The sequence below is a fragment of the Sphaerisporangium flaviroseum genome (genome assembly GCF_039537005.1).
GTDB classification, from domain to species: Bacteria; Actinomycetota; Actinomycetes; order Streptosporangiales; family Streptosporangiaceae; genus Sphaerisporangium; species Sphaerisporangium flaviroseum.
Genome location: NZ_BAAAZR010000002.1, coordinates 576,483 through 603,405, shown reverse-complemented (window position 1 = coordinate 603,405; position 26,923 = coordinate 576,483). Strand labels below are relative to the sequence as shown.

The window sequence follows — 26,923 nt, the reverse complement described above, 5'->3', positions numbered from 1 at the left end:
CGTGAAGAACTGGCTGCTCATCGCAGGAGGCGCCCTGCTGGTCCTCATGGGCGCCGTCTGGGCTCTCCAGGGGCTCGGCTACGTAGGAGGCAGCTTCATGAGCGGGGCCAAAGAGTGGTTCGTGATCGGCCTGGTCGCCGTCATCGCGGGCCTCGCACTGGGCGTCCCCGCCCTCCGCCGCCAGCTCAGAGCCTCCAAACGACACAACTGACCACCTGAAGGCACCCGAGCCCACGGGACTTGACCATCCTGGAACACATCGGGTGCCTGAGGCGGTGACGGCCATCCCAGCGGCTTCAGACGCCCGTAAACGATGCGCACGGCTTGATCGGTGGCTTCGGTGGGATTGGCTTGATCGCTGGCCTGGGCGGGACCGAATTGATCGGTGGCTTCGGTGGGGCCGGGGCCTGAGGTGGCTCGCCCGGGTGGGTGCGTGGGTGGTTAGAGCTTGAAGGAATCGCTGGCGAGGCGGCGGACTCGGTCCTCGTCGACGATATGGCCGAGCCCAGACTGGGTCAGCGGGACGGCGACGACCCCGCCTGACGCCCCCACGGGCGGGGTGACGATCTGGGCGCTGCGCGGCGGCTCCGTCACGTCGCTGGGCAGCGTGCATCCCGGCAGGCTCGCCACGGCGACGGTCGCCGCGCGCGCCAGGCCCGTGCCCCTTCCACCGGCCGCGGTGATATCCCATCCAGCCGCCAGCGCACGATCATGCGCGGTCCGTACGGCGCGAAGCGATCCGAACCTGGACGGACGAAGCAGGAGCGCGCTCGCCGCCCGGGCCGCGATGGCCTCATCCAGCTCCGCCACCGAATGGACCTCGATCGCGACCAGCGAGGAGACCCGGCCCTGGAGCTCGGCATGGAGATCGAGATCAGCGGGGAACTCGGGACCTCCGAAGGGACGTTCGATCGCGGTCACGTCGTAGGCGTCCAGCGCCTCGAGAGCCGTGGTCTCGGTGTAGGCGCCCCGGCCGTCGACGGCGAGTGCCAGAGCGGGATAGGCCTGGCGGACCGCCCGCACCGGCTCGACGTCCCAGCCAGGGTGCACGTCAAGTGTGACATGGGCATATCCAGCGCAAACATGCCGGTTGACCCGGGCGACCATGGCTTCCAGAGACCGCTCCGCCGCCAGCCGTACGGTCGCCATCACGGACGTACGGGTACCCCCCAGGGCGTACGCCAGGGGAACCCCCCGCATGCGCGTCCACAGGTCCCAGCAGGCGAGGTCGACGGCCGTGCCACCAGGGACGGTGCCCAGCTCGTCGGGATGCTCCCAGTCAACGCCCAGGAGGGCAGGAGCGAGCGACTCCTCCAGCGTGGCCCAGGTCTTGGCAAGCAGGTGATCCCGCTCGCTTTCGGCGCTGCCCTGAATTTCACGGCTCATCCCCTCGCGGCTCATCCCCTCGCGGGACATCCCCTCGCGGGACATCCCTTCACGGGCCGTCCCCTCGCGGGACATCCCTTCACGGGCCGTCCCCCGCTGGTCGGCCGTTCCCGCCTGAGCGGTCCGATCCTGCTGGCGACCCATCTCCGCCTGAGCCGTGGCCGCGCCGGAGGCACCCGGGCGGGCGAGGCGGCGATCCGGGGACTGGACGACCTCGCCCCATCCCGTCATGCCCCCGTAGTCCGTGAGCTTCACCAGGATGCTCTCCGGACGTCTGCCATAGGGCAGCACAAGCCGGAAGACCTCGAGCTCACGGACACGTGGCATGGAACCCCCTCGTCGAACACCTGCCCTTCCATGGTGCCCGTTAAGAGTGATCCGCTCCAAACCCGGCCGGTGAACGCACGATTTCCACCAAGCCATCACCCCCTCCGACGGCCGCAGAAACAGCGAGAACCAGCCGGTAATCCCCGCCTCCGCACCCAAACCGTCCATCACACCAACCCCAACACATCCAACCCAGCCCCGGCAGGTCCCATCCCCGCCGCCCTGGTGAGTCCCGACACTCCGACCCTGGTAGGTCCCAACACCCCGCCCTGGTGGGTCGCGACACCCCCGCCCTGTCCCGGTGGACCATGACCTGGGCGGGTAGCCCCGGGTGCCCCGATCAAACGGGTGCCGGGAGGGCCCCCTGTCGTTCCATCAACACCCGCCGACGATCCCAACGTCCACGGCCCGGATCGCCTGTTCGGACCCGGCCCGGGCAGACCTTGGCCCTGACACCCCGGCAGGCCCGACACCCCCCGCCCCGGCAGGTCCCAACACCCGCCCTGGTGGGTCGCGACACCCCCGCCCTGTCCCGGTGGACCATGACCTGGGCGGGCAGCCCCGGGTGCCCCGATCAAACGGGTGCCGGGAGGGCCCCCTGTCGTTCCATCAACACCCGCCAACAATCACAAGATCTACGGCCCGGTCCCACCTGGCCTGGAATGGCCTGTTCGGGCCGGGGCCCCCGTAGACCTTCGGCCTGACACCCCGGTAGGTCCTGGCGCGTGGTGCCGCGCTACCTCGAGCGGTGGATGCGGCCGGCGGTGAGGGCGCCGAGGGCGGCGGGGGCGACGATCAGGCCGAAACACGCCAGATAGACCCACCACGCGGTTTCGAATCCGGCGAAGATCGCACCGGTGACGGCGACGATCACCACGGAGAAGACCGACTCGCCGATCTGCAGTGATGAGCTGTTCTTACCCTCCTCCCCCGGCTCAGAGAGCTCCAGTGTCAGCACCGACAGCGTCGGATAGACCAGCCCGATACCGAACCCGGCGAGCATCCACGCCACGAGCCCGGCCATCAGCGGAACCACGTCGAACACCAGCAGCGCCGTGCCCGCGATGCCGAGGCCGAGCAGAGCCGTGCCGCCCCGGAGCAGCAACCCCCGGTCGTACTGCTTGCGTCCCTGGATCCACGACGCAAACGACCAGCTCAGCGCCGATCCGGTGAGGAAGAGCCCCGCCTGGGTCGGGCTCAGCTGGCGTTCCCCGATCAGCATCAGAGGCACGAACACGTCGGCGGCGAAGGACGCTCCGGCCGCGACACCGCGCAGGAGCACCACCGTGGGGAACCCCCGCGCCGCACGCATCGTGCCGGGAGGCAGCAGGCGCGGAAGGGCGAATGCCAGAACGACCAGCCCGAGCACGATCAGGATGATCCCGCTTCTGCCCAGCCCGCCGCCGTACTGCAGGAGCGCGGCGCCGACGGCCACCACGGCGCCCCACCCGAGCCGGGCTCTGAAGCCCGCCCCCGAAGGCACCGGCCCCGGGCCGCCCTCCTGCGGGACGGCGGTGGCCCGCCCCGCCAGGCCTCGCCACAGCATCACGGCGGCGGGAGCGACGAGGATCGCGATACCGAGAAAGATCCAGCGCCAGCCGATGTGCTCCACCACGGCGCCCGTGATCGCCGGACCGACGATGGACGGGAGCACCCATGCCGCCGCCAGCAGCGAGAACACCCTCGGATGCATCGCCGAGGGGTAGACCTGGGCCACGACGACGTAGAGAGCGACCGAGAACAGGCCGCCGCCGATGCCTTGGACGAACCGGCCGATGAGCAGAACGTGCATCGTGGGCGCGAGACCGGCGATGAGCAACCCGGCCACGAACCCGGCGACCCCCGTCCACAACGGCGCGACCGGTCCCCGGACATCGCTCCACCGGCCGCCGGCGACCGTGGCGATCACGCTCGCTGCCATCGACCCGCTGAAGGCGAGCCCGTACAGAGGACGACCGTCGAGTGCCAGGGCCACCACCGGCATGGCCGTCGCCACCGCCAGGTATTCAAACGCGAGGAGCAGGATGAGCGCGACCATGCCGACGCTCAACGCGCGGTACGGACGGCTGAGCACGCCAGGAGGCGCCACGGGAGGAGAGTCGATCACTACTGAGGACACCCGCCCAAGGTACGGGCCCTCCTCATCCGCCACATCGGCCCTCACCTCGTCCTTTGGTCCTAGGCCACCCATAGGTCCTGAGCCATCCCCTGGTCCTGAGCCACCCACTGGTTCCGAGCCGCCCCTCGGTCCTGCGCCAACCCCCTGGTCCTGAGCCACCCACTGGTTCCGAGCCGCCCCTCGGTCCTGCGCCATCCCCTGATCCTGAGCCACCCCCCGATCCCGAGCCGCGCCCCCATCGCGGCGTTCCGCACGCCGTTGGGGGCGCGGCCGGTCGTGGTTGTTCATACGGCGCGGACCGCGAGGGTGCGTTCGGCCCACTGGGCGATGTCGCGGCGTTCGATGGCCGCGGCCATGAGGCCGGGGAAGGCGTCGGGCGTGCAGGCGAAGGCCGGGACACCTAGAGCGGCCAGCGCCTCGGCGTTGTCGCGGTCGTAGTGCGGCTGGCCTTCGTCCGACAGCGCGAGCAGCACGATGACCTGCACCCCGGCCGCCGTCATCGCCGCGACCCTGCGCAACATCTCCTCCCGCACTCCCCCCTCGTACAAATCGCTGATCAAAATGAAGATGGAGTTCGTCGGGCGGGTGATCAGCCCTTGGCAGTAGGCGATGGCCCGGTTGATGTCCGTACCCCCGCCGAGCTGGGTGCCGAACAGAAGCTCGACCGGGTCGTGCAACTGGTCGGTGAGGTCGACCACGCTGGTGTCGAACACCACAAGAGAGGTGCGGAGCGAGCGCATCGACGCCAAGACGGCACCGAAGACGCTGGAGTAGACCACCGACGCCGCCATGGAGCCGCTTTGGTCGATGCAGAGCGTGACCTCGCGGATCACCGCCCGCTGCCTGCGTGCGTACCCCACCAGCCGGGACGGCACGATCGTGTTCTTCTCCGGCAGGTAGTTCTTGAGGTTGGCGCGGATGGTCCGATCCCAGTCGATGTCGGCGACCCGGCGCGGCCGATGGGTACGCGCCGACCGGTCGAGCGCTCCGGTGATGGCGGTCCGGGTGCGCTGGGCCAGCCGGCGTTCGAGGTCGGCGACGACCTTCCTGACGACCGCGCGTGCCGACCGGCGTGCGGTCTCCGGCATCACCCGGTTCAGCGAGAGAAGGGTGCCGACCAGGTGGACATCGGGCTCCACGGCCTCCAGCATCTCGGGCTCGAGCAGCAACCGGGTGAGGTTGAGCCGTTCGATGGCGTCCTTCTGCATCACCTGGACGACCGTCGAGGGGAAGTAGGACCTGATGTCCCCGAGCCACCGTGCGACTCGTGGCGCCGAGGCGCCGAGACCTCCGCCGGACTGCTGCGAAGCGCCGCTCCCAGCCGACCCCTCGCCTGAACCGCGCCCGCTGTCGTAGAGCGCGGCCAGGGCCGCGTCCATCTGGGCGTCCCTGCCGCTCAGCACGCAACCCGTGCCATCGGCGTCCCCACCCAGCACCAACCGCCATCTACGCAACCGCTCGTCCATGATCCACTCCTTCCCTCGGCCGAACATCGCGCCGCGTCGTACCGAGGCGCCGGATCAAGCGCCGCGACAGGACACGCGCGTCTCCGCGTGGACGCCGTCGAGGCATCAGGTGCTGCCCAGGATCGTGAGCACGGTGCGCACCGCGGGCTCCGCGCGTTCGGGGTCGGCCTCGGTGGCGGACGTCCTTCCCGACTCGCCCGAGGAGACCCGGCCGCCGATGGCCCGGCGTTCGGGTGGGCTGAACGCACCGAAGGTGCGGCGCAGGAGCGGGAGCACGTCGACGAACGCCTCCCCTGTCAGCCCGGTCAGCCACGTGTCGATCAGGCCGAGCAGCCCCGCGTCGTGTACCAGGAGAAGGCCGCTGCCCGACAGGAATCCCTCGACCCAGGCGGCCGCCTGCGAGGGAGGATTACCCGCCGACATCGAGCGGGACATCCGCAGCGCGACCTCCTCGGCCGGAATGGTCCCGGCGTCGAGCAGGATGCGGCTCAGCCTGCCACCGATCAGTCCGTGCAGGTCACGTCGTTCAGCGACACTCCGCAGAGCCGCCAGCCACCCTTCTCTGCGGGATTCCAGCAAGCCCACAGAGGCGTGCACGGCGTCCACGTGACCCAGCAGGTCCCGGGCCGAGTCGTCGTCGAGCCCGGTCACCGCCGCCGACAGCCCGGCGCAGATGCGGCTGAGCAGTGACTCGACGATCACGAACAGGCCCTCCGCGGGCGTGCCGCGGACGTCGCCGTAGCGCTGGGCACGAACCAGCGCGGGAAGGGCCGCCATCAGGTGGGTGACGTCGCTGTCGAGGGCGGCCCTGGTGGAGATCGACGACAGGACATGGGGCAGGGCCTCCGGCAGGTCGGCCAGCAGGCACCGCTCCGCGACCCCGGTCAACTCCGCCAGCGTTCTCGGCGACGGACCGGCCGGACCGGGCCCCGCGTGCCTGGCCGTCCGTCCGGAGCCAAGGTCTACGAGCTCCCGCACCCGCGCGGTCGCGGCGGCGGGGACGGTCGTGCCGTACGCGCTCGCCTCGATCAGGTCGATGTCGAACTCCGGGCGCCACTCGAGCGTCCAGGATTCGCGGAAGGTGCCCTTGCCGCGCGCCTCCCGTGGCGAGCCCCAGGACACGCCGATCAGGCCGAGCCGGTGAAGCAGGCGGCTGCGGTCGAGGTCGAGCGGCTTACGAAGGTCGAGATCGAGGTCGCGTTCGAGTGCCTCGGGCCGGAGTTTCAGCCGCCGCTGCCGGTCACGGAGATCGCGCTGGAGCGGGACCATCGGGGTGCTGTCGGGAACGCTGCCGAGCCGCTCCCCCACGACCATGCGCCGCTGGATCAGCTCGACCGGCAGCTCGTCGCCTTCGCACAGCACCGCCCGTACGGCCTCGGTCACCTCGCCGAGCCCGGCCAGCGGACGCCCCCGTACCACCGCGAGGCTGTTCGCCAGCCGGACCGCCTCGATGACGTGGGCCGATGAGACCGGCAGGTCTTCGTCGCGCAGCACCCTGGCGGCCGCGGCCAGCCATCGCTCGATCGGACGGTCGGGCGCGGCGAACAGATGGTCGTACCAGCCCGGCGAGGTGATGCCCGCGCCGTAACCGCTCCAGGAGGCCAGCCTCCCGTAAGTCCATGGCACCCAGGTCATCTCCACTTTGACCTTGGGGAGCCCTTTGAGCAGCCGGTCGTCGGGCGCCGCCGGGCCCAGCTCGCGCAGCGCCGGGACGTGCCAGGCGCCGCACACCACCGCGACCCGCTTGTAGCCGTCCTTGTAGGCGGTACGCATGGTCTTGCGCATGTACGCCTCGCGGCGCGCTTCGTGCTCGTGCGGCGTGTGCCCGTCCCTGACGGCCGCCATGGCGTCGGCGATCACCTCGAACGGCGTGTCACCGCGATGCTCCACGGCGTCCTCCCACCAGCGCTCCGGGTCGTCGTATCCGGCGGCCTTGGCGAGCTCCCCGATCGGGTCACGATGCACCACGGGCTCGGCATGCTCTGACCCGTCCGCGGGCCCGTCCGGCTCGGCCTCGGCGGAAGGCGCGGCGGCCTCTGGACCGCCCAGGTCAGGAACCGCTGTCTCACCTGGGCTCAGGGAAGGGGCGCGGCCGGATGTCCCGTCGGCGGGCGGGGACGGGGCCTGTCCAGGGCCGGGGTCGGCATCGACGGCCGGCGGAGCGCTGTCTGAGGGCGGCTGCGTGGCGGCTCGCTCGGCGAGGCTGTGAGTGGCGGGCAGGTCGCAGAAGCGGACAGGGATGCCCGCGCGAACGGCGTAACGGATGGCCTGCCACTCGGGAGAGAACACGGCGAACGGCCAGAACGCCGCCCTCGACGGTTCTCCCGGCACGTGTGCCAGCAACGCGACGGGCGGCTCCAGGTCGGGATCGCCCGCCAGCGCGATGAGCCCGTCTGCCTCGGGCGGACCTTCGATCAGCACGATGTCCGGCCGGAACCGCTCCAACTCGGCCAGCACAGCCCTCGCGGACCCTGGCCCGTGATGCCGTACCCCGAGAACCGCGGACGCGGGAGTGGTGTTCGTGACCGGCTTCGGGGTGGTGATGGACTTCGCGCGAGGCACGGGAGGGCTTGCCCCGGCCTGCCCGCTGTGCGGCTCCTCAGGAGGCATCGCGGCAGGCCCGGTAGAAGTCGCGCCAGTCGGGGCGCTCGCGGACCACGGTCTCCAGGTATTCCTGCCAGATCACGCGATCGGAGACGGGATCCTGGATCACCGCGCCGACGATGCCGGCCGCCACGTCGCCGGCACGCAGAACCCCGTCACCGAAGTGGGCGGCGAGCGCGATGCCGCTGGTCACCACCGAGATGGCCTCGGCGGTGCTCAGCGTGCCGCTGGGCGACTTCACCGTCGTACGACCGTCGGCCGTCACCCCGGAACGCAGCTCGCGGAACACCGTCACCACCCTGCGGATCTCCTCCATTCCGGTCGGCGTCGGCGGCAGTTCGAGAGACCGGCCGAGCTGGACGACCCGCCGTGAGACGATGTCCACCTCTTCCTCGGCGCTGGCCGGAACCGGCAGGACGACCGTGTTGAACCTGCGCCGCAGGGCGCTCGACAGCTCGTTGACGCCCCGGTCGCGGTCGTTCGCCGTGGCGATCACGTTGAACCCCCGGGAGGCCTGGACCTCCTGGTTCAGCTCGGGGATCGGCAGCGTCTTCTCCGACAGCACCGTGATCAGCGCGTCCTGCACGTCGGACGGCATGCGGGTGAGCTCCTCGACCCGGGCCAGCCGGCCCTCCGCCATCGCGCGCATGACCGGGCTCGGTGTCATGGCCTCACGGGACGGGCCCTCGGCGAGCAACCGGGCGTAGTTCCACCCGTAGCGGATCGCCTCCTCGGCCGTGCCCGCGGTGCCCTGCACCAGCAACGTCGAGTCGCCGCTGATCGCCGCGGCGAGATGTTCCGACAACCAGGTCTTGGCGGTGCCGGGCACGCCGAGCAGCAGGAGCGCCCGGTCGGTGGCGAGCGTGGCGACGGCGACCTCGACGATCCGGCGAGGCCCGATGTACTTGGGGGTGATCTGGCTTCCGTCGCCGAGGAGATAGGTGGTGACGGCCCAGGGAGACAGCTTCCAGCCCGGAGGCCTCGGCCGGTCGTCGGACTTGGCCAGAATCGCCAGCTCTTCGGCGTACTGGTCTTCCGCGTGCGGACGCAGAACGGTCATGTCGGTCTTCAGCTCGCTCTCGCGTTGTCGGCCACAGCAGTGGTGTCGTTCGTCAGGACAGAAGTGGTCACGGGTGGGCCTCCAGCTCCGCCAGCATGTCGAAACGGAACCGCAGGGTGGCGGCCACCTCTTGGACGGGCGGCTCGGGTGACAGCCGCGCCGCGACCTCGTGCATGGCGGGGTCGGCGCGCTCGCTCGCGAGGCGCACCAGCTCACCGAGGTTCCACGGCTGGCGCCCCGCCGTGTGCAGGATCTTCTCCAGCACGGCCTTGGTCAGCGCCTCGCCCCAGGGAGCGGGCACCCCGCCGAGCATCATGATCAGCTGGCCGTCGACCGGCTGGTCGTGCACCAGCTCGGCCGCCTTGTCGGCACGCTCACCCGGGGGAAGAACGGCGAGCAGGTCGGTCAGCGGCTCCACGGCGAACAGCGCCCGCGCCCAGACCGGATCGTTCTGCAGGACGGCCGCGCGTTCCCAGCCGAGCCTGATCTCCCGCGCCCACTCGCCGAGGTTCAGCGCGACGATCTGCTTGGCCGTGCGGTCGAAGCTCTCCGTCCAGAAGGCCAGCGGGGTGTGCGCGACGATCTGCTGGAGCCACCAGCTGCGCTGGCCGGTGCCGCCGGGCGCGCGTGCACGGACGCCGTCCCGCTCCATGTCGCCGTCGCAGGCCTCCGGTGGCTCGGCCTGGAGCCGGTCGCCGGACAACCTCACGCACCGCGCCGCCCGCTCGGCCATCCGCCGGCCGAGCCGCGACTCCGGCAGCCTGGTCAGCAGGTCGGCGGCCTGGCTTCGCACCTCGCGCCTGCGGTCGTCGAGCGCGCCCTCGAGGAACGGCTCGTCGGCCATCGACAGACCTTCGGCCATGGCGTGGACGAAGGCCGCGCGATCTTCGGGTGACTCCTTCTCCCACCCGCGGCGCAGCAGCGCTCGCGCCCTGGCCGGGTCGGCGGCCCGCAGGCTCCGCAGGTATGACAGGCGGTCTCCTCTGGTGCCGAACGCCCAGAAATGGTGGGTACCGTCATCCGGCTCCTCGTCCCCGGGCGAGCCCGTGGCACCACCGGTGCCGATGGCACCGCCCGAAGGGGTGAGAAGACCGGTGCCGGCCAAGTGAGCGGTCGCCTCCTCCAGTAAGTAGGCCCAGGAAGGGTTGAGCTCGGCGAGCCACCGGCCTCTGGCCCCCGCCAGCACACCGATGGGAGACCGCAGGGAGCGGTCGCGTACGCCGTGGTCGAGGACGCGGGGGACGAGCTTCGGCGGCAGGTGGTACCGCCGGGCGGCGGCGGCCTCCAGCCACTCGGCGAGCAGCCGGGGCTGCTCACCGTCGAGGATGCGGGCCACACGCTCGCCCGCCGCACGGGGGACCGGCGGCTGTTCCTCAGGTGACGCGGCAGGCAGCGGCTCGCCCCTATGGAGCCGCTGCCCCGCTCGCGCCCCGACCGTGTGCGCCGCGGCCTGGCCTAGCAGGTCGGGCACCGGACGCCGGTCTGTCCCGACCAGCGCCGACGACACCAGCCGCTCCCACTCGTCGACGGTGATCACAGCACCACCACCTGGCCCTCCTGGTCCCATGTCGTGAGCGGACGCAACCCTCGCGGCGTCCATTCGGCGGCAACGGTCACCGGGTGGCCTCCGGACACGGCCAGAAGCCGCCACGGTTGCCCCGTCGAGGGGTGCAACGGGATGCCCTCCACCACCGGCCCCTCGACCCCATCAGCGCCGCCGCCCCCACCGGACTGACCACCCGAGGCCGAGGGCGCCGAAGAGACGCCGACGCCAGAGCCGGAAGGGGCCGCGGGTGAGGGCGCCGGCGGCGAGTCGGCGAGCACCCACCGGTCTGCCTGCCTGGCGGGGATGACGTCGCTCAGCACCACAGGCCAGGACTCCAGCCACGGGTCCCCCTCGATCGCGGCGGCGACCTCCGCCAGCGCCGCGGGCGCCCCGCAGCCTGATGGCGGCCGAGCCGGTGGCCCTGCGCGCCGGTCGGCCACCAGCGCGCGCAGCGGGGACGCGCCGGGATAGAAGGCCAGGTCGGCGTCGATCGCGGTGCCGGTGACCAGCGAGGCGTCGAGAGCCTGGCCGGTCGGCGCGAACGACAGCACCAGGGCGAACCTGGCGCTGGCGCGCCCCCGTAACCAGACACGGCGGGAGACGAGGTGGTCCTGCTCCTCATCGCGCCGCCCCAGCACATCCCACTGGTCGCGCACGGTCTTGCCGGCGAGCACCTCCTCGCGCGAGGTGGGGAAGCCCACGCGCGAACGGATGGTCTCGCGAAGCGGCGAGGGCAACTCGCCGGCACGGCGGTAGCCCACGGCGAGCAGATTGAGCAGGCCGTACTCCCCCAGCAGGTGAGCCGGCCAGTCTTCCTCGACGAGGACCCGGGGCAGGCGGGCGACGGCTCCCGCGACGCCGGGAGCCTGGGCGTCCACCAGTCGCCTTGTCAGCTCCTCCCATTGGGCGGGAGCGTTCTGCCGCGCACCCGCGAGGCCCTGGCCGATCTGGTCGGCCAGCCATCGCTCCAGCTCGGACAGGCCCGCGGCGACACGCTCCTCACGCTGGGCCGCGCGCCGGTCCGCTCCAGCGTTGTCACCCGAACCCGCGTCACGACGCTCCGCGCCGACCGGCTCGGCGGGCGAGCCCGCGTCACCGGGCCCACTGGTCGCGGCGGCTTTGGCGGCGCGAGCGCGCCGCTGCTCCAGCCACTCGGCGACCCAGGGCGGCATCGCATCGGCCGGGGGCACGCCGTCGGCCGACCAGAGCAGGAGCAGACCGAGGGCGTGCTTGCAGGGGAACTTCCGGCTAGGGCAGTTGCACCGGTAGGCGGACTCGCCCAGGTCGACGCACGCACGATACGGCGAGGCGCCGCTGCCCTTGCACTCGCCCCAGAGCACGTCGGGCATGAAACCAACGGCCGACCACTTCGCCGGTGTGCTCACGCTCTGGGCGCCCTTTTGAGAAGAGGCGTCGGGGGCGAGCGCGAGCACTTGATCACGGCTCCAACGTTCGATCACGACCGGCAGACTAGCGAGGACCTCTGACAAAAACCGCCCTTACGCAGGCTCACCGATCCGCCCGGAAACGTCGACGCGACCGGCCGTTCAGCGGCCGTCGGACGGACAGCGCGGGGCAGGTCACCGTGAAGGACAAGCGGGACACAACATCCCCTTCGCCACCGCGCGTTGGCGGGGACGACCCCCTGAGGGCGACGAGTTCCGTGTACCGAGCGCCCGGCAGTGACATCCCCCTCGCCGCCGCGCGTTGGCCAGGGAGGCGGCGCCGGCCCACCGTGTATGAGTTCCTCCCTGCTCATGCAGGGGGAACACCACCGGGACCCGAAGGTGTCGTAGGCCCAGTGTTCCCCCGACTGAGCACGATGGGAGAAGACGCCGGTGCTGGTGATCGTGCAGGCTTCATCTGACAACTTGAGCGATCAGCCGTCGCGGCGGCCCGCGGCTACGGGGGGGCGGGGACGGAGGCGGCCGGACGCTGATCGCCGATCCCAGCCGCGCCCGCCAGGCCGTCTCCGGCTCTCTGGACGCTGGAACGGTCCGCGGTTCCCGGCCGATGGAAAGGGCCTCCAGTATGTCCCCGCAGGAAAAGACCGCCCATCGCTCGAACAAGCACCCAAGGCCGAGAAAGGCGCGGCTGACCGCCGTCAGCACGGTTCTCGCCCTCCTGGTGGCCCTGTTCACCACGGCCGCCGCTGCCGATGTGACCGCTGACGAGCCCACCGAGGGCCCGGCTCGCTTCGCCCCCGGGTTCGTCCACGGGAAGGTCGCCGTCGACGGCGGCGCCGTCCACTACGTCCGCGGCGGGTCCGGTCCCGCCCTGGTGATGCTGCACGGCTGGCCGGAGACCTGGTGGATGTGGCACAAGATCATGCCTGAGCTGGCTCGCGACCATACCGTGATCGCGATCGACCTGCCGGGCCTGGGAAGCTCGGCCATCCCGGCCGGCGGATACGACAAGGCCACCACCGCGCGGCGGATCCGGCAGGCCGTCAACAAGCTGGGCTTCACGCAGGCGCAGCTTCTCGGGCACGACCTCGGCGCCCTCATCGCCTACTCCTACGCGCGCGACTTCCCCACCGAGGTGACACGGCTGGCCGTCCTGGAGACGCCGCTGGCCGGCTTCGGGCTGGAGGAGCTCTACGGGATCAGCTGGCACTTCCGCTTCAACATGTCACCCGCCCCGATCCCCGAGACGATCATGGACGATGCCGACGTCCGCACGTATCTCGGCATGATGTTCGGCTTCAGCCACCGTCCGGAGACGGTGGACCGTGAGGTCTACTACGCCGCCTACGCGAGCCCCGCGCGGCGCACCGCCGGGTACGAGTACTACCGGGCGTTCCCCGCGGACGCGGCGAACAACCAGGCGAACGCGGCGAGGCGGCTGACCATGCCCTTGCTGGCGATGGGTGGGCAGTACTCCTTCGGGACCGGGGTCGCCGACTCGTTCCGCCAGGTCGCCGAAGACGTCCGTCCGGTCGTGGCGCCTGATTCCGGTCACTACATCCCTGAGGAGAACGCACGCTTCGTCAGCGACTGCGCCCGGCTGTTCTTCGGCACGGGGAACCCCGGTCCCCAGCCCCAACCGGCCGCCTGCGCCCCCTAGCACACCCAGTGCGTCCGCTACAACCCCGGCCCCGGCCTGTACGCGGGGGACGTGGTGGACGCGACGGTCCTGGAAAGCGTGAGGTGGCGCGGCGAGTGCTGACCGCCGCCTGCCGGTGAGCCGGTGGCCCTCTCCGGACGTGACCCCCGGCCCCGAAGGCTCGACGCCACGGGGCATCAATGCCGGGGTGGCGTTCGCGATAGCCGCCGGTCGCGGGCTGGTGGCCGGCAGGCCGGCGGAGATCGACAAAGCGAGCCGCCGACGCTCCGGCTCGGGGCGAACCGGTCAGGGCCGCTCCCCTAGGATCGACGGCGTGCTGCTCATGACGCTTTCCGTGTACCCGGATGGGCCCTCCGTCCCGGTGTCCGACGACGACGAGGCGCTGCGCACCGCGAACGCCACCTTCACCGGGCCGGATCCCGTCGTGGCCGTGGACGACGACGGAGGCCGCCGCAGGTTCCTGCGCCGTGACGTCACCGGGACCTTCGTCGCGATCCAGGAGCGTCCCGCGGTGGCCGAGGCGCTGGAGCTCCTCCCCCATCCCGAGGGCGGGTGGTACCGAGAGACCTGGAGGACGTCCACGGGCTTCGAGCCTGCGGGGTACGGCGGGGTACGCCAGAGCGCCACGGGCATCTACTTCCTGTTGCAGCCCGGCGAGGAGTCGGTCTGGCACGTCGTCCGCTCCGACGAGGTGTGGTTCTGGCACAGGGGCGGGCCGCTGACGCTTCTGCTTGGCGGCACGGGCGACCTCCCCATCGAGGCCGGTGACCGGCCGGCCGAGAGCGGTGACCAGTCGGCCGAGGGCGGTGACCGGCCGGCCGAGAGCGGTGCCCGGCCCCGGCAGACGATCACTCTTGGGCCCGATGTGGAGAACGGCCAGGTTCCGCAGGCTCTGGTGCCCGCCGGCACCTGGCAGGCGGCCTACCCGGCGGGCGCCGAAGGCGTTCTGGTCAGCTGCGTGGTCTCCCCCGGTTTCGACTTCGCGGACTTCCGCGCCGTGTGACCCGTCGCGCATGTGTGCAAAAGGTCGAGCAGGCTGAACCGCAACCGCGTTGACACCAGTGATTCACCCGCCCATCATCTTCGTGTCAGGTCTTCTGCTCTGAGTACCTGAGGTCGCCGTGCGGTTTCCGCGAGTGAAAGCCGAACACCGGCCGCAGAGATACGGAGACGGCAGAGTCCGCATCGGCGGGTCCATCTACGGCCTCGCCGCCGAGATCGCCGATCCGGACGGATTCGCGTGGGCCGCGCTCGCCGCGATGGACGGGACGCGCACGCCCCAGGAGATCGCCGCTCACCTGCGGGAAACGTTCCCCGGGCTCGCCTCGGACGGCGCGGCCGGCATCGTGGACATCCTCATGGACTCCGGATACGTGGAGGACGCCGCGGCCCGGCCGCCCGACGAGTTCAGCCCCGCGGAGCAGGAGCGTTACTCCAGGAACATCGCGTTCTTCCGACGGGTCGACCTGACCCCCCGAGCTCACTGCTGGGAGGCCCAGGCACGCCTCAAGCACGCGCGGGTACTCGTCCTCGGGCTCGGCGGGACCGGAAGCCACGCGGCCTGGGCGCTGGCCGCCTGCGGCGTCGGCACGATCCACTGTGTCGACCGCGACGACGTCGAGCTGTCCAACCTGACGCGGCAGGCGCTCTACCGTGAGGCGGACATCGGCCGGCCCAAGGCCGAGGTCGCGGTGGCCAGGCTCGCCGAGGTGAACTCCTGCCTCGACATAACCGGTGAGCGCCGCACGGTGACGGGCGAGCGGGACCTGGCCGAACTCATAGAGGGTTTCGACGCGCTGGCACTGTGCGCGGACGAACCCCGTGGCCGTGAAGGCATCCGTATCTGGGCCAACCGGACGTGCGTGGCGGCGGGCCTGCCCTGGGCGATCGGGGGCTACAGCGGTCCCCTGGTCAGCGTGGCTGCGTTCAGCCCGGGCGGTCCTTGCTACGAATGCCTGAGCGCCGGCATCGAGGCGACCCTGCCACCAGGGCTTTCCGTCGACCTGGGCGGGCCGGGGGCGATCGCCCCGTCCGCCGGCGTGTCCGGCCACCTGACGGCCCACGCCATCATCGCGCTGGTCACCGGCGTTCCCGCCGTGCCGGGAGGCTACGTGACCGGGATGAACCTGATCGCCCCCGACCAGCACGTCTACGCGCGCCACCCTCTCCGCCCCGACTGTCCCGCCTGCGGAACCCTCCCGCCAGGAGCGGGGCCTCCCGTCACCGGAACCCGATGAAGGGCGGCCGCTCGCACCGGTGCAGGCACGCACAGTTCGCCCCGTCGAGAAAGGAAAGCCATGGACAACGTCGATCCCATGACGCAGGACCCGCCTCCCGAGACAGAGCCGGCGCCGGTCAAGATATCGATCCGGCTGCTGGACACGATCGAGACCACCAATAGCTACAGCGGGAACTCCAACAGCTAGCGGAGATCTGGTTCGGACCCGGGTGGCCGGAGACTCGATCGGCCATCCGGGTCACCCATCGACTCAGTGGGGTTTCGGGTGAGACGAGACTTGCCGCGGGTTCATACCGCTCCAGGCAGGGTCCTGACCACAGAGGACTACGCATCCAGCTTTTTCGAGATATTTCATGAGTTCGAGGGCGTCATCTGGAAGCTCGAACGCGCGCAGAGTTTCGACGAGGGCTCCGACCCGAGCTGGAACGCCATGGTGCGCGGCGAGTGGCGCCGTTCCCTGACCCTGCTGGACGAGGCCCGCGAGGCCATCGCGGCCGATCTCCCCGCTCGCGGTCAGCTCCGGCGCCTGCGCGTCGTCGAGTGGCCGCTCACCCCCTACATGCAGTGGGAACTCCACCTGCTTGCCCTGCGGTCGCGGCTGGGAGAGCGCGGCAGGGTCATCGCCGCCCCCGAGGTCTCCCTGTTCGAGTCCGGTGCCCCGCTACCCGAGCTCGTGATCTTCCCCGGCCTCCGGATGTACCACGTGCTCTACGACTCGCGGGGCGCCTGTACCGGTGCGCGGGAGATCACCGGCGGTGCGTTCGTCGAACCGTGGACCTCGGCCGTCGCCGCACTCTACGAGCGGGCCGAGGAACTGGTGGGCTACGTCGAAAGGCGGGTCCGGCCGCTCGCCCCCCCAAGACTCGTCCCCGCCCTGCCGTGACCTCGGTCCGGCTCCATGCCCTCGGGGTCCGGGAGGACCGCGGCGAGTGGATAGTCGGCAGGCCCGACACCGGCGTGTGCGTCGCCGTGCCGTACGAGGGGATGCGGGCCGTCCAGTTGCTGCAGGAGGGCATGACCATCCTCGCGGCCCAGCAGCGGCTGAGAGCGGAGACCGGCGCGAATCTCGACGTGGGCGACTTCGTCGCCGGGATGGCGGCCGTCGGGCTGGTCGTCTCCATCGGCGACCGGGTGTTCGAGGACGTGCCCGTCCACCGGCCCTCCTTGCCGTGGTTGTCGGCAGGGCTGGTCCGCTGGACGCTGAGCCCGGTCCTTCACTGGCTGATGGCCGCGCTGGTCGCCGGTGGGATCGCCGCCGCGCTGGTCCGGCCCGAGGTGATCCCCGGCTGGAGGACGCTGCTGTGGATGGAGCACGGCACGCTGGTGCTGCTCGGCGAGGTGGCCGTGGTGGCCGTGCTCTTCACGCTGCACGAGCTGGCGCATCTGTGCACCGCCAGGGCGGCCGGAGTGCCGGGGCGCATCCGGCTGGACACCCGGCTGCAGTTCCTCGCCGTGCAGACCGACGTCTCGGGCATCTGGCTGGCCGAACGGCGCGTGCGCCTGACGGTCTACCTGGCGGGCATGACGGTGGACGCCGCCGTCCTCGGCACCTGCCTGGGGGTGATGGCGATCTTCGACCCTCATCCGGTGCCCGCCATCGTCGCCCTCATGGAGATGACGGGGCTCGCCCTGCAGTTCCTGGTCTTCATGCGCACCGACCTGTACTTCCTGATCCAGGATCTGACCGGCTGCCGCAATCTCTACGCCGGCGCGACGGCCTACCTGCTGTACGTGGTCCGGCGTGGCGCTCGGCGGCCCGCCACCGATCCGCTCGCCGGGCTGGAGCCCGGCGAGCGGCGGGCGACCCGGCTCTACAGCGGGCTCATGCTCGCCGGGACCGCCCTCTGCCTCGGGGCCTTCCTCCAGGTCTCCCTTCCATTCACCGCCACCCTGATCGGCCGGTCGCTCGGCGCGCTGGCCAGGCACGACAGCCTTGTCGCCACCGTCGACGCGCTCGCCACGCTCGCCGTTCTCGCCGGGTACCAGTACGCGTGGTGCCGCGCCTGGAGGCGCAGGCACGGGGCCCGCGTACGGCGATGGACGGCCAAGGGAGTCGCCCGGTACCGCAGGCCACGGCCGGCCGATCAGTTCAGCCGTTGAAGGTAGCCGTTGTCCACCAGCCAGCTCACCGACACCTCGGGCCGGAGCTGGGGCGCCTCGGGGATGAGCCTGCTCACGAGGTGGTACTGGTCCCCGCCTCCTGGCTGCTGGAACGCCGACGCGATGGGACCGGAGTCGACGGCGAACTCCCTGCTGACCTCGTAGGCATGGTAATTACAGGGGTATTCCGGCTTGATGGGAAGGGTGACCAGGCTGCTCGGGGGAATGCCGCGCCGTGAGAACGGCGTGCCGAGCGGCGCGAGGAAAGCCCCGCCCTCACCCCCGAAGCGGTCCATCTTCTCGCCGACGCGCAGGGTCATCGGGGTGATCAGCGGCCTGCCGTTGGAATAGTTACCCGAATGGGCGAATCCGAAGTCATGCGGATAACGGTAGGAAGCCGCCCCCCAGTCCCAATAGCGATTGAGGAACTTTTGCGGTGGGATACCGCCAAGCGGCACATAATCACGGAGAATATGGCCCAACAGCCTTTTCTTCGGAAGTTTCTTCGGCCCGAGCCTGGGGTCCTCGTTGACATAGGGCGCGGTGCAGGCAGGCTCGGCATCGTCGGCGGCCGGCGATGCCAGGCCGGCCGCGGCGGTGGCGGGGACGCTTGGGTCCGTCGCCCGTACCCCCGTGGCCCAGGGAGCACCGGCCCGCGAGGCGGCGTGGGCCGGCGCCTCCGCAGAAACAGCGGTCAGAGAAGCGGCGACGATGCCGATGGCGCCGGCCAGCGACGCGCGTCGGCGAAAATTTCGCATGAATCCTCCTGAAAGATCGGGAACCGAATACCGGCATGTCTCCTCGACATATGAATCGAGGGGAACGGCACCCTTGACGGGATCCGCCCTTTTCACCTGGACGGCTCGTCCACGCGTTTCCGCGGCGATCGAGGGCCGTCGGCCCCGGGAATTCGAGCCATCTTGGACGGTGAGCGGAGCGATTGATCGGTGCGTACCCGCTACTTGATCAGGAGTCCTGCGAGAGAGGCAATGAAACCACAAAAAGCAGACGCCGAAAGGCGCGATCGACGCGGAATGGTAATGACAATCGAGATATGCCACCTGTTACTGATTTGGAACCGCGGCCGATTAGCGGCGTCACCATGGATCCGCCCCGGTTGGTCGCGGGCGCCGCCCCGCCACCGGCGCGGGAGCCCCGCGTCCGGCCGCCCTCGGACGACCCGCCTGGCGCGCCATGCCACCTATGTTGGGGAAAGCCGGCTCAAGCGGAAGAATGCAGGCAAGCGCCCATGCGAGGAGGTCAACGTTGACCCGCCAGATCGTCTCCGTCGTCGGTGGCAAGGCCGCCGAGGACGCCAACGCCACGACCTACGACTCGGTCAATCCGGCCAGGACGGCCGAGACCGTGGCAAGAGTCCAGCTCGCGGGCGACGCCGCCTTCGCCTGGGCCTGTAGCGTGGCCGCCGCGGCCCAGCGCGAGTGGGCGAGGGTTCCCGCGCCCGTCCGCGGCCGGGTGATCGCCTCCATCGGCCGGCTGGTCGAGGCTAACGCCGAGGCCCTGGCGAGGCTCGTCACCGAGGAGATCGGCAAGCCGTACGCCGAGGCGCTGGGCGAGGTGCGCGAGATCGTCGACACCTGCGACTTCTTCCTCGGCGAGGGACGACGCATGTACGGGCAGACCGTTCCGTCGGAGATGCCCGACAAGAACCTGTTCACCTTCCGGGTGCCCGTGGGGGTGGCCGCGGTGATCACGGCGGGCAACTTCCCGGTGGCCGTGCCGAGCTGGTACCTCGTACCGGCCCTGCTGTGCGGCAACGCCGTGGTGTGGAAGCCGGCCGAGTACGCCTCCGCCTCCGCGCACGCGCTCTACCGCCTGTTCGCGGCGGCCGGGCTGCCCGACGGGGTGCTGAACGTCGTGTTCGCCGACGGGGCCTCGACCTACGCCGGGCTGGACCTGGCGCTCGCCGAGGGCACCGTGCAGAAGGTCGGCTTCACCGGGTCGACCGCCGTCGGGCGCGAGATCGGCCAGCTGTGCGGCCGCTACCTCCAGTCGCCGTGCCTGGAGCTGGGCGGCAAGAACCCCATGGTCGTCATGCCCGACGCCGACCTCGACCTGGCCGTGGAGGGCGCGCTGTTCTCAGGGTTCGGCACGGCCGGACAGCGCTGCACCTCGCTGGGCACCGTGCTCGTGCACCGGTCGGTGCACGATGAGTTCGTCGGCCGGTACGCGCGAGCCGTGCGGGAGGCCACGGTCGGAGACCCGGCCGGCGACGTCCTGTACGGCCCGATGCTCGACCACCGGTTCGCCGAGCGCTACGAGGACTACCTCGGCTGGATCCAGCCGCATCACACGGTGGTCACCGGCCCGACGGGGCGGATCACCGGGGAGAACCCGCGCGGTGGCTTCGACGGCGAGGGCGGCCTGTACTACCACCCGGTGGTCGTGGACGGCGTGCGATCAAGGGACCGCCTGTTCCTGGAGGAGACCTTCGGCCCGATCGTGGGCGTCACCTCCTTCGGCAGCCTTGACGAGGCGATCGAGCTGGCCAACCGGCCCGGTTACGGGCTCTCCTCCTCGATCTACACCACCGACCCCAAGGCGGCGTTCCGGTTCCGCGCGGGCATCGGGGCGGGCATGGTCAGCGTCAACAACTCCACCTCGGGGGCCGAGGCGCACCTTCCCTTCGGCGGCAACGGCAAGTCGGGCAACGGCAGCCGCCAGTCGGGCATCTGGGTGCTCGACCAGTTCACCCGCTGGCAGGCGATGAACTGGGACTACTCGGGCCGCCTGCAGAAGGCGCAGATGGACGTCGCCGAGATCATCCCCGACCTGGAGTTCCGGCTCTAGCGAGCCGGGGGCCGGGCGTCAGCCCCCGTTCTGGCCGTTGCGGCCGTCGTAGCCCAGAAGGCGCATCGCGGTCTCGGGATCCATGGCGGCCGCGAGCAGTTGTGCGCGCTCGACGGCCCTGTCCCTGGACTCCTCCGCCCTGACCCGCCCGGCCTGCTGGCCTCGTACGACCACGAAGGCCACGACGCCGCCCACGATGAGGAGCACCGCCACGACCAGCAGCGCCACCACCGCGCCCGGGGGCGAGGTGGCCGTGGCCTGCGCGCCTGGGGCGGAGGTGCCGCCGAACGCCGCCAGCCCGGCCAGTACGAACAGCACGAGCGCCGCGACGGCCGCCAGCGCGATCTCGACGGGACGGCGCGAGCGGCGCCGGGCGGCGGCCGAGCCGGGCAGGGGCGGCGGCGCCTGCGCGAGCGGCGGCCCCTGCGCCGAAACCGGCGGCTGCGCGAGGACGGGCGTCTGGGCTTGGGCGGGCGCCTGCGCGGGCTGCGGAGCGTCAGGGCTCCACGGGATGAACTCGGGCGAGGCGCCCCCGTTGGGCGAGGGGGACATCTCGATCGGCCCCGGGCCGTTGGAGATGACGGAGACGACGCCCTCCGCGGGTCCGTGGCCGGGATCGTCGATGCCGGGCGGCTCGGAGGGCATCGCGTAGGCGGCCTGCTGCGGCACCACCTGACCGGCGATGACCGGGACGGGGAACGGGGCCTGCCTCGGCCGGGGCAGCGCGGAGGTCACGTGGCTGTGCGTGCGATGGGCGTCCGCGGCCACGTCGTGGTAGGCCTCGAGCTCCTCGTAGAACTCCTCGGAGAGGTAGAGCGAGCCGTCGAGCACCGGCCCCCGCGTGCCCTCGATCACCGCCACGACGTCGTCGCCGTTGAGCGTCTTGTGCTGCTCCAGCGCGTGGGCCACGCACAGCACCTCGCGGCGGTTCTCCTTCAGCAGTTCCTCGGTCTTCTCCAGCAGCCTGGCCAGGTTGAACTCGATGCGCTCGGCCAGCATGTCGGGGGTGAGGTGGTCACGGCGGCCGGTCGGCTCCTGGGTGTAGCCGATGCCACCGGGCCCGCGCGGCGCCGGGGACGCCTTGCCGTCGCGGATGCCGAGCACCTGGAGCGCGGGAAGGGACGCGACCCCGGTGCCCATTCCCCAGTAGGCCTCCATCAGGCCGGTGACCATGGTGGCGCTCTCCAGGTCTCCGGACACCCCCGAGGAGTTGTCCTCGCCGAAGAACATGCGCTCCCCCGCGAGCGAGGCGAGCGAGACCATGATGTCGGCCTCGTACTCGCTGCGCCAGCGGGTGAACTGATCCTCGGGCTTGATGCTGGAGACCATGCCGAGATAGTCGGCGCCCTTCTCGATCGTCGCGATGTCGATCTCCAGGTGCTGGCGGGTCCGGTAGGCCACGACGGCGTGACAGGCCTCGTGCACGGCGACCGCGTGGCGCTCACGCTCGATGTACTCGACGTCCTCGGGCGGGCCGAGTTGCTTGAGCCGCTTGGCGGTCATGACGTCCGCCCACGTGATGATCTCGTGCCCCTCGCGGATCGCCGTGATGAGCGCCTCGTTGACCAGGTCCTTGATGGTGGCGCCGGTGGCGTAGGGGGTGATCGTGGCCAGCTTGTCGAGCTGGTCGGGGGTGAGCTCGTGGCGGACCTTGTCGAAGTAGCCCTGGTAGGTGCGCACGCGCCCGGCCTTGGAGGGGTAGCCCACCTTGTAGATGCGGTCGATGCGCCCCGGCCGCAGCAGCGCCTCGTCGAGCGAGTTCGGCATGTTGGTGGCCATCATGACCAGGATCCGGTACTTGGGCGGCGGCTTGGGGCGCATGCCGAGCAGCCGCCGGACGTAGCGGTTGAGGAATCCGCGGGGCTTCTTCAGCCCCGACAGCTCGGTCAGCAGCGCCTGGAGCGTGCCCTGGTCGCCGCTGGCGCCCATGCCCATGCCGCCCATGACGACACGGTCGCGGCCGGGCTCGGGCGCCTCGGCCCTGGAGGCGCCGAGCGCCCGCCGGGTCAGCAGGGCACGCGTGTCGTCCGACAGGTAGGTGAAGCCGTGGCATCCGTCCGTGTGGAACGGGGCCGCCGCCGAGAAGCCGCCTCCTGGCGGGCCCTGCTGGGCGAGCGCGCCGCGCCGGCCGAGGGAGTCGGCCTCGTCGAAGAAGACGATGACGCCGCCGTATCGCAAGGCCAGCTTGCGCAGCTTGCGGAACAGGGACTTCACCTTCAGGATGCCGATGCCCATGAACATGTTGATGAAGGCGCCGGGGTCCACGAACACGTAGGGCCGGCCGGTCTCGCCGGCGACCGCCTCGGCCATCAGGGTCTTGCCCGTGCCCGGCGGGCCCCACAGGAGCAGGCCGCTCGGCACGTAGCCGCCCTTGGCCTCGATCTCGTCGGGCTTCTCCAGGAAGACGATGTTCTCCTTCACCCGCTCGACGACGTGGTCCTGGCCCCACACGTCGGAGAACCGGGTCTTGATGTCATCGGGGTAGTACGTCTCGACGCCGCCCCTCGACATGAACCAGAAGAGGCCGACGAACTGGATGATGACGAAGAAGAACCCGAACGCGAGCTGGAGCCCGTACGGGAGGACCCTCCAGAGCAGAGCGGGCGCCTCGAACAACGCGAGTGCCGGGGAGACGTCGAGGATCTGGCCCAGTACCAGCGCCAGGATGGCGATCCAGAACAGCCACTTCAGCACCCTGGCGATGCGGTAGCGGTTCCAGTCGCTGAAGCGGCGGCGGCTCCATCCCTCGAAGCCGCCGAAGACCTTCTTCGTCCAGAACCCGTGGTAGCCGGCCGACCGCTCGCTCACCAGGAAGTGGGTCTGCCGCAGCAGCTCCGCCCCTATCAGGAAGAGGATGATCGAGCCGGCGCGGCCCACCGCCGTCACCCTGAGGGCCTCCCCGAAGGGCATGATCCCCTCGAAGCTGGCCATGTTATGCCAGACCATCACGAAGTAGGCGACCGTCAGCCCGACCAGGAATTTGGCGCGGTCCCAGAACGGCATCGTGACCCGGCCGGCGGCCGTGGGTCCCGAGCCGGGAGCGCGCAGGCCCGTGGGCTGATCAGGAGCGGGGGCGTGTGTCATCAGGGCTCCTCACCCGGTCACCCGGGAACTCGCTTGACCTTGAAGGACTGCGCGATCCTGTCGAGCTCCTCGGACCTTTTCTGGTAGCACGTGGCCGAGCAGCGGATGAGAAGGAGGGAGACACGAGTGCCGTCCGGGGCCAGGTACGCGGTCTGGTCGAAGGTCTGCACCGGTCCCCCGAGGACCTTGAGGTTGTAGACCACGTGGACGCCTCGCACACCGTTCTCCGGCGGCAGCACCTCGTCGCTGAGGAGTTCGAAGCCCTTGAAGGGATAGCCGGCGGTCGACTCCATCTGCTTGCGCACCTCGTCGGTGACCGCGACCGGCAGCATCGCCGCGTTGCGCAGCACGTCGAGGGAGACCGCGTCCCGCTGGTCCTCGGTGAGTTTCGACACCATCGCGAAGGCGAAGGGTTGGTCGGATCCCCCGGCCGGGTCGAGCAGGTGATCGGCCGACGGCATGGTGAAGCCGTCGTAGGCGACCGTCCAGGAGAGCCGTTTTCGCGCCTGGGCGGTCGCGGAGGTCAGGTCCCCGAAGATCTTCCGCTCGAGGGCCTTCTGGTCCACCTTCTGCCACGAAGCGGGCACCTTGAAGTAGCTCTGCCCGTCGTTCCCCATCACGTACGTGAAATCGGCACCACCACAGCCGGCCAGTCCGGCGATCAGCACGGCGGCCGTCGCCGCCGCGATCGGCCGTGACCCCACCCGCGATCTTTCCACAGGGGCCATACCTCCGCTTTGCGGGTCAACATAGGTGTTGTGCCCGTTTTTTCGAGGGTCCTCCCCTTGAGTGATTTTGGAAATCTTGACCAAATCTTGCCGAAAACTTAGCTCGACTTGTTACACAACCTCCACCGCAGATACAGGGAATAGTTGAATCATCAACTTCTGTTGTGCGGAGTATCGTCGTCCCGGGCGGCACCCGCCGCCTTCTCAAGGAGGGCTCCATGCCGGCCGTAACCGCTGACACCCTGACCCTGCCCCGCCTCCCGCTGCTGCCCGAGGCCGCCACGGCCTGGCGTCCGGTGGCGAGGATCATCACCGCCCAGCGCCATCTGGAGGGAGAGGGCTTCGCCGTGCGGCGGCCCTTCCCAGGCGTCGACCTCTCGCTGGCGGACCCGTTCCTGCTGCTCGACCACATGGGCGCGGTGGAGTACGCGCCGGGCGAGGCCATGGGCACGCCCTGGCACCCCCACCGCGGCTTCGAGACGGTGACCTACATCATCGACGGCGCCTTCCAGCACCACGACACCACGGGCGGCGGCGGCCTGATCGCGGACGGCGACACCCAGTGGATGACCGCAGGAAGCGGCCTGCAGCACATCGAGCAGCCCACCCCCGAGCTGGTCGCGGCGGGTGGCCTCTTCCACGGCGTGCAGCTGTGGGTCAACCTCCCGCGCGAGCAGAAGTGGGTGCCGCCGCGCTACCAGGACATCAACAGGAGCGATGTGAAGCTCCTTTCCAGCGCGGACGGATCCTCGCTGGTGCGCGTCATCGCGGGCTCGCTCGCCGGGCACGAGGGGCCGGGCATCACCTACACGCCGATCACCTACCTCCACGCGACCGTCGCTCCCGGCGCCCGCCTGGACCTGCCGTGGCCGACCGGCTTCAATGCCCTGGTGTACGTCCTCAGCGGCCGGGGCACCGTCGGGACCTCCGGCACCTCGCTGGACGAGGGACAGCTCGCCACCTTCGGGCCGCGAGGCGAGGCGCTGACCCTGCGCGCGGCGGACTCGCAGCCGCTGGCCAGTGCGAACGGCTGGGAGATCCTCGTGCTCGGCGGCCTTCCGATCAAGGAGCCGATCGCCCGGTACGGCCCGTTCGTGATGAACACGCGTAACGAGATCGTCCAGGCCTTCGAGGACTTCCAGGCGGGCCGCATGGGCGTCGTCCCCGCCGACAAGATCCCCCACCGTTCCACCCGGGACGAGAACCTCTGACCTCGGCCCGGCGGTACGGCGCTCAGCCGGTGATCGTCTGGGTCAGCGTGGCGGAGGTGCTCGGCCCGAAAGGCACCCACGCCTCGTACACGGCCGTGGAGCCGCCCAGATAGACGGCGCTGATCTGGTGCTGGCCCGGAGCCAGGCCGCTGGTCGTGAACGTGGCGGCCCCCGCGTCGTCCAGCCTGCCGGTGCCGAGGTCGGTCTCGCCGTCCTGGAAGACCACGTCGCCCTGCGGGACGACCGTCCCCGTGACCGCCTTGACCACGGCGGTGAAGGTGACCGGCCGGCCCGCGGGGCTGGGGTTCGGCGACGCGGTCAGCGTCGTGGTGGTCGGAACCGCGTCGGGCAGCACGACGGTGGCGAAGAACGGCGTGGTGGTCGTGCTCTCGATTGCGACGTTGCCGTTGAGCGCGAAGGCCCGGCCGTGCAGCGTGGTGCCGCCTGCCACCGACACCGAGTTCAGGGCCAGGATGGTCCCGCGGAAGGTGGAGTAGGTGCCGAGGGCGGCCGAGTCGCCGATCTGCCAGAAGACGTTGCTCTCCTGGGCGCCGCCCACCAGCGCGATGTTGGCGACCCGCGCCGTGGCCAGCGTGTTCGCCTGGAAGATGAAGACGGCCGACGGATCCCTCTGGGCGTCCAGGGTCAGTGTTCCGTTGATCTCGAAGGCGTCGCCGGGCGAGTTGTAGACCCCGGCGGTCCTGGTCGTGCCGCCGAGCTGGGCCGGCACCGTGGCGGTGGGGGTCCGGCCCTTCAGCTGGTTGTAGATGTCGACCGCCTGTGTCTTGGCCGCGATCGCGGTGGCGGTGTTGCGATGGATGGTCCCCCGCACCCGGCCGGGGGGAAAGCCGGTGACCGAGGTGCCGGGACTCACTCCGAGATCTCCGTCGATCAGCGTGTTCCCCGCGTTGTTGACGGCGGCCCCGGCCAGGACCGCGAAGTTCTCGGCGGCCCCGAGGTCCACCGAACGCGGCCGGTCCGCGCTCGCCTCGCGCGGCGTCACAACGGGTACGCCCGCCGCGAGCACGCCCACGAGAGCCAGTGCGGGCCAGGAGCGGGCGATCACCCGGAGCGGGGTGCGGCGACGACCGAGATGCACGATGACCATGCCCTTCGTTAGTAGTGTGGATCGGACGCCGGAGGACAGGCCGCGCCGAGGAGACGCGACGCCGCCGGTCG

The 26,923-nt window shown here is 70.7% G+C and carries 20 protein-coding genes; 9 read left to right on the top strand and 11 right to left on the bottom strand.

Annotated features, from left to right (window positions below; translation table 11 throughout):
- Nucleotide 1 precedes the first annotated feature (1 nt).
- Nucleotides 2-211: a hypothetical protein gene (locus ABD810_RS08920; protein WP_344936653.1), complete on the top strand. Its 210-nt coding sequence runs from the start codon at nucleotides 2-4 to the stop codon at nucleotides 209-211.
- Between the two features lie 230 nt (nucleotides 212-441).
- Here the strand turns inward: ABD810_RS08920 and ABD810_RS08915 are convergent, their stop codons facing one another.
- The 7 genes from ABD810_RS08915 to ABD810_RS08885 all read right to left on the bottom strand — a co-directional run bounded on the left by ABD810_RS08915 (nucleotide 442) and on the right by ABD810_RS08885 (nucleotide 11,968).
- The gene (locus ABD810_RS08915; protein ID WP_344936651.1) at nucleotides 442-1,713 is read right to left on the bottom strand and encodes an enolase C-terminal domain-like protein; all 1,272 of its coding nucleotides are present in this window, start codon (nucleotides 1,711-1,713) and stop codon (nucleotides 442-444) included.
- 736 nt (nucleotides 1,714-2,449) lie between these two features.
- Nucleotides 2,450-3,865 (bottom strand): MFS transporter, encoded by a 1,416-nt coding sequence (locus tag ABD810_RS08910; RefSeq protein WP_344936648.1) that lies wholly within the window; start codon nucleotides 3,863-3,865, stop codon nucleotides 2,450-2,452.
- A 251-nt stretch (nucleotides 3,866-4,116) separates the two neighbouring features.
- Nucleotides 4,117-5,298 (bottom strand): VWA domain-containing protein, encoded by a 1,182-nt coding sequence (locus ABD810_RS08905; protein WP_344936646.1) that lies wholly within the window; start codon nucleotides 5,296-5,298, stop codon nucleotides 4,117-4,119.
- A gap of 105 nt (nucleotides 5,299-5,403) precedes the next feature.
- Nucleotides 5,404-7,755 (bottom strand): DUF5682 family protein, encoded by a 2,352-nt coding sequence (locus ABD810_RS08900; protein WP_344936642.1) that lies wholly within the window; start codon nucleotides 7,753-7,755, stop codon nucleotides 5,404-5,406.
- A gap of 142 nt (nucleotides 7,756-7,897) precedes the next feature.
- Complete coding sequence (locus ABD810_RS08895) at nucleotides 7,898-8,962, bottom strand: ATP-binding protein (RefSeq protein ID WP_344936640.1); 1,065 nt, start codon at nucleotides 8,960-8,962, stop codon at nucleotides 7,898-7,900.
- 67 nt (nucleotides 8,963-9,029) lie between these two features.
- A complete protein-coding gene (locus ABD810_RS08890) occupies nucleotides 9,030-10,499 on the bottom strand; it encodes a DUF5691 domain-containing protein (protein WP_344936638.1) in 1,470 nt (489 codons plus the stop codon).
- Nucleotides 10,496-11,968, bottom strand: coding sequence for an SWIM zinc finger family protein (locus ABD810_RS08885; protein ID WP_344936636.1), 1,473 nt, complete (start codon nucleotides 11,966-11,968; stop codon nucleotides 10,496-10,498). The genes ABD810_RS08890 and ABD810_RS08885 overlap by 4 nt, the downstream gene beginning before the upstream one ends.
- A gap of 571 nt (nucleotides 11,969-12,539) precedes the next feature.
- On the opposite strand from ABD810_RS08885, the gene ABD810_RS08880 reads away from it, so the two are divergent.
- The 6 genes from ABD810_RS08880 (at nucleotide 12,540) to ABD810_RS08855 (ending at nucleotide 17,913) form a co-directional block, all read left to right on the top strand.
- Nucleotides 12,540-13,574: an alpha/beta fold hydrolase gene (locus ABD810_RS08880; RefSeq protein WP_344936633.1), complete on the top strand. Its 1,035-nt coding sequence runs from the start codon at nucleotides 12,540-12,542 to the stop codon at nucleotides 13,572-13,574.
- Between the two features lie 322 nt (nucleotides 13,575-13,896).
- A complete protein-coding gene (locus tag ABD810_RS08875) occupies nucleotides 13,897-14,577 on the top strand; it encodes a cupin domain-containing protein (RefSeq protein ID WP_344936631.1) in 681 nt (226 codons plus the stop codon).
- Nucleotides 14,578-14,710: 133 nt separating this feature from the next.
- The gene (locus ABD810_RS08870) at nucleotides 14,711-15,811 is read left to right on the top strand and encodes a HesA/MoeB/ThiF family protein (RefSeq protein ID WP_344936628.1); all 1,101 of its coding nucleotides are present in this window, start codon (nucleotides 14,711-14,713) and stop codon (nucleotides 15,809-15,811) included.
- Between the two features lie 60 nt (nucleotides 15,812-15,871).
- Complete coding sequence (locus tag ABD810_RS08865; protein ID WP_344936626.1) at nucleotides 15,872-16,000, top strand: hypothetical protein; 129 nt, start codon at nucleotides 15,872-15,874, stop codon at nucleotides 15,998-16,000.
- Between the two features lie 90 nt (nucleotides 16,001-16,090).
- Nucleotides 16,091-16,696, top strand: a complete 606-nt coding sequence (locus ABD810_RS08860) for a DUF6879 family protein (RefSeq protein ID WP_344936624.1) — start codon at nucleotides 16,091-16,093, stop codon at nucleotides 16,694-16,696.
- The gene (locus ABD810_RS08855; RefSeq protein WP_344936622.1) at nucleotides 16,693-17,913 is read left to right on the top strand and encodes a hypothetical protein; all 1,221 of its coding nucleotides are present in this window, start codon (nucleotides 16,693-16,695) and stop codon (nucleotides 17,911-17,913) included. Before ABD810_RS08860 ends, ABD810_RS08855 begins: the two co-directional genes overlap by 4 nt.
- Here the strand turns inward: ABD810_RS08855 and ABD810_RS08850 are convergent.
- The gene (locus tag ABD810_RS08850) at nucleotides 17,898-18,671 is read right to left on the bottom strand and encodes a TNT domain-containing protein (RefSeq protein WP_344936620.1); all 774 of its coding nucleotides are present in this window, start codon (nucleotides 18,669-18,671) and stop codon (nucleotides 17,898-17,900) included. The genes ABD810_RS08855 and ABD810_RS08850 overlap by 16 nt on opposite strands.
- 508 nt (nucleotides 18,672-19,179) lie before the next feature.
- Between ABD810_RS08850 and ABD810_RS08845 the strand changes: the two genes are divergently transcribed.
- Complete coding sequence (locus ABD810_RS08845) at nucleotides 19,180-20,721, top strand: aldehyde dehydrogenase family protein (RefSeq protein WP_344936618.1); 1,542 nt, start codon at nucleotides 19,180-19,182, stop codon at nucleotides 20,719-20,721.
- Between the two features lie 18 nt (nucleotides 20,722-20,739).
- On the opposite strand, the gene ABD810_RS08840 is transcribed toward ABD810_RS08845, so the two are convergent.
- Together ABD810_RS08840 and ABD810_RS08835 are read right to left on the bottom strand one after the other, a co-directional pair.
- On the bottom strand, nucleotides 20,740-23,805 hold the full coding sequence (locus ABD810_RS08840) for an AAA family ATPase (RefSeq protein WP_344936616.1): 3,066 nt from the start codon (nucleotides 23,803-23,805) through the stop codon (nucleotides 20,740-20,742).
- A gap of 17 nt (nucleotides 23,806-23,822) precedes the next feature.
- Nucleotides 23,823-24,509 (bottom strand): hypothetical protein, encoded by a 687-nt coding sequence (locus ABD810_RS08835; RefSeq protein WP_344936614.1) that lies wholly within the window; start codon nucleotides 24,507-24,509, stop codon nucleotides 23,823-23,825.
- A 242-nt stretch (nucleotides 24,510-24,751) separates the two neighbouring features.
- Here ABD810_RS08835 and ABD810_RS08830 point away from each other — a divergent pair, with 242 nt between their 5' ends.
- Nucleotides 24,752-25,744 (top strand): pirin family protein, encoded by a 993-nt coding sequence (locus tag ABD810_RS08830; RefSeq protein ID WP_344936611.1) that lies wholly within the window; start codon nucleotides 24,752-24,754, stop codon nucleotides 25,742-25,744.
- 22 nt (nucleotides 25,745-25,766) lie between these two features.
- Here ABD810_RS08830 and ABD810_RS08825 read toward each other — a convergent pair whose 3' ends face one another.
- Nucleotides 25,767-26,852, bottom strand: a complete 1,086-nt coding sequence (locus tag ABD810_RS08825; RefSeq protein ID WP_344936609.1) for an ice-binding family protein — start codon at nucleotides 26,850-26,852, stop codon at nucleotides 25,767-25,769.
- Between the last annotated feature and the right edge of the window lie 71 nt (nucleotides 26,853-26,923).